We start from the raw sequence: 2,868 nt of genomic DNA on the forward strand, positions 1-2,868 counted from the left end.
GGCCCCGCCAGCGCCGGGGCGGCGCCCGGGACCGGCGCCAGAACCTGCCGGACCAGCGGACGCACCACCGTGAGCAGGACGATCAGCGTCAGGAGCGCCAGCACCGAGAGTTCGGCCATGCGCAGCACGTCATCCTTGGTCGGCGCCAGGAGCGACTGGATCAGGGTCGGCTCGCTGAATTGCGGTACGCTCGGCGCTTCGGCGAAGCGCAGGTTCACCACCTCGATCTGGTCGCCGCGCGCCTTGTCGAAGCCGACCGCGCTGCGCACCAGGGCGGTGATCCGCTCGATCTCGGCGGGCGGGCGCGGCGTGTAGGTCTGCTTGCCGTCGGGCGCGATGGCGTAGATCCCGTCGACCACCACGGCGACCGACAGGCGCTTCACCCGGCCGCCCTCGGCGATCTCGGTCTTGGTGACCTTCGAGATCTCGTAGTTGGTGGTCTCCTCGTTCTTGTTGGTCGCGTCCTTCGGGGCGGGCGGCTTGTCGCCGCCGTTGGCGCCGGGCAGCTCGTTGCCGACCGTGACCTGCCCGTCGGCGTTGCCGGTGACGGCCGATTCGGTCCGGGTCTGGGCCGAGCGCACGACCCGGCTCTCCGGGTCGAAGGTCTCGGAGCGGCTCTCGATCCGGTTGAGGTCCAGCTCGGCGTTGACCTGGACCCGGGCCCGGCCGGGGCCGACGATGCCGGCGACGACATCCTCGATCTGCCCGCGCAGGCGCCGCTCCAGGCCGAGCTGCCGGTCCTCGAAGGCGCTGGCGCCGTTGGCGTCGGCGTCCTTGGCGCCGTCGGCCAGGAGCCGGCCGCGCTCGTCGACGATCGAGACCCGCTCGGGCTTCAGGCCCTCCACGGCGGAGGCTGCGAGGTGGCGGATCGCCCGCACCTGCCCGGCATCGAGTTCGCCCATCAGCTTCAGGACGATGGCCGCGCTCGGGCTCTCCCGGTCGCGCTCGAACAGGCGCCGCTCGGGCAGGACCAGGTGGACGCGGGCCGCCTGGACCCGGCCGATCGCCCGGATCGAGCGGGCGAGTTCGCCTTCGAGCGCCCGCAGGTGGTTCACGTTCTGGACGAAGTTGGTGGACGAGAACGCGTCGCCCTTGTCGAAGATCTCGTAGCCGACGCCGGCCTGGACGGGCAGGCCCTTGCCGGCGAGGTCCATGCGCAGGCGGGCGAGGTCGCCCCGCGGCGCCATGATGGTCTGGCCGGTGTCGCCTTTCGATTCGTAGCGGATGCCGCGGCTGTCGAGCTCGCGAATCACGGCGGCCGAATCCTGCATCGACAGGTCCGAGAACAGCACGCCCATATCGGGGCGCGAGACCCGCAGGATGATGAAGGCGAAGAAGCCGATGAGGGTCAGCGTCACGGCCGCCATGGCGGCGATCCGGGCCGGTCCAAGCTTCGAGACGAGATCGAGAACCGGCTTCACGGGATGGGTCGCTGCACTCTAACGCTGGCGGGACCCGACGGCCCGCCCGGCAGAAATTGCCCAGCCCGTGGTTAGCGAGGCGTTAATGCCGGGGCCCGCGGGGGCGCAAAGTTGGGTCTTGGAACGAAACGAAGCCGCATCCGGGGTGCGGAGGCGGCTTCGGAGGGGCTTCTCGAGGACCGGGCCGGGGGCGCGGTCCCTGTTCCGGCCGCGTTCAGTGCCGGTAATGCTGGATCCGGGTCGTCCGCAGCCCGGCGAGGCCGTGCTGGTCGATCGAGAACTGCCAGCTCAGAAATTCCTCGGTGGTCAAGGTGTAGCGCTTGCACGCCTCCTCGAGACTGAGGAGGCCACCGCGCACGGCGGCGACGACCTCTGCCTTGCGCCGGATCACCCATCGACGGGTGCTCGGCGGCGGAAGATCCGCGATGGTCAGAGGACTGCCGTCGGGCCCGATCACGTATTTGACTCTCGGGCGGCTGGGTTCGGTCATGATACGCTCTACACTCGACTGACCTGTCGAGCGTTGAAGGTACTTGCGCTCGCTTAAGAGATGTTGAAGCGGATCACTCGGATATGATTCGTTAGGTGCCACTTGTGGACAACCCTATGCTTTGGACGCTGCTCAGCGGCACTTTCTGAGAGCCGATCATGAGGACCGGCGCCGCTCCGCTGAGGTCGACCGCGTCCACGGTGCCGTTGAGCTGGGTGTCCACGGCCACGCTCGTCCCGGTGGCGTCGGAGGCCGAGACCTTGATCGAGTAGGTCCCGTCCGGCGCGGTCAGGCCCGCCGAGGTCTTGCCGTTCCAGCCGTAGGTCTGGCTGCCCGCGGTGAGCGACGTGCTCTGCGAGGCCACGACGTTGTTCTTCGAATCGAGGATCGTGACCACCGCCTTCGAGGCCGCCCGGGCGGGCGTCAGGGTCCAGGACGCGGAGCCGTTGGAGAGCTGGGAGCTGCTGCCGTCCGCCGTGATGCTCTTGCCGATATAGCTCGTCGCCGACGCGGAACTCGCCGATTTCGAGGCGGTCAGGATGCTGTCGAGGCGATCGTTGGACTTGAGCTGCTGCTCGACGCCGGCGAACTGGACCAGCTGCTGCGTGAACTGGTTGGTGTCCATCGGATCGAGCGGGTTCTGGTTCTTGAGCTGCGTGGTGAGCAGCGTCAGGAACTGCGTGAAGTTGCTGGCGATCTCGCTGCCGTTGCCGCTCGCGCCGCTGCTCGACGCTGTGGATGACGTGTTGGTAACGTTGGATATCCCGGATGTCATGCGGCTCGCTCCCGTGGCGCGTCGGGGCGGAACGCCGGGACGCATGATGGTTCGATGTCGAATCGCGAGGCGGTCTGGTCGCGCATCGCGTCAAATCCTGATGTCGAGGCCGCCGTAGCCGCGCAGCCAGCGCGTCGGCGCAACCTCCTGGGGGGCGTCGGCGCGGTCCTGCGCCCAGGCGG

General features: G+C 68.8%; 3 protein-coding genes. All 3 read right to left on the bottom strand.

The features are described from left to right. On the bottom strand, nt 1-1,421 hold a 1,421-nt coding region (fliF, locus tag FV228_RS25635), incomplete at its 3' end, for a flagellar basal-body MS-ring/collar protein FliF (RefSeq protein WP_147857120.1). Nucleotides 1,422-1,635: 214 nt separating this feature from the next. After that, nucleotides 1,636-1,911 carry a DUF1153 domain-containing protein gene (locus FV228_RS25640; RefSeq protein WP_007569077.1) on the bottom strand — a complete coding sequence of 92 codons (276 nt, stop codon included), beginning with the start codon at nt 1,909-1,911 and terminating at the stop codon, nt 1,636-1,638. A gap of 91 nt (nt 1,912-2,002) precedes the next feature. After that, complete coding sequence (locus FV228_RS25645; protein ID WP_147857121.1) at nt 2,003-2,686, bottom strand: flagellar hook capping FlgD N-terminal domain-containing protein; 684 nt, start codon at nt 2,684-2,686, stop codon at nt 2,003-2,005. Nucleotides 2,687-2,868 lie beyond the last annotated feature (182 nt).

The sequence above is a fragment of the Methylobacterium sp. WL18 genome (genome assembly GCF_008040015.1).
GTDB classification, from domain to species: domain Bacteria; phylum Pseudomonadota; class Alphaproteobacteria; order Rhizobiales; family Beijerinckiaceae; genus Methylobacterium; species Methylobacterium mesophilicum.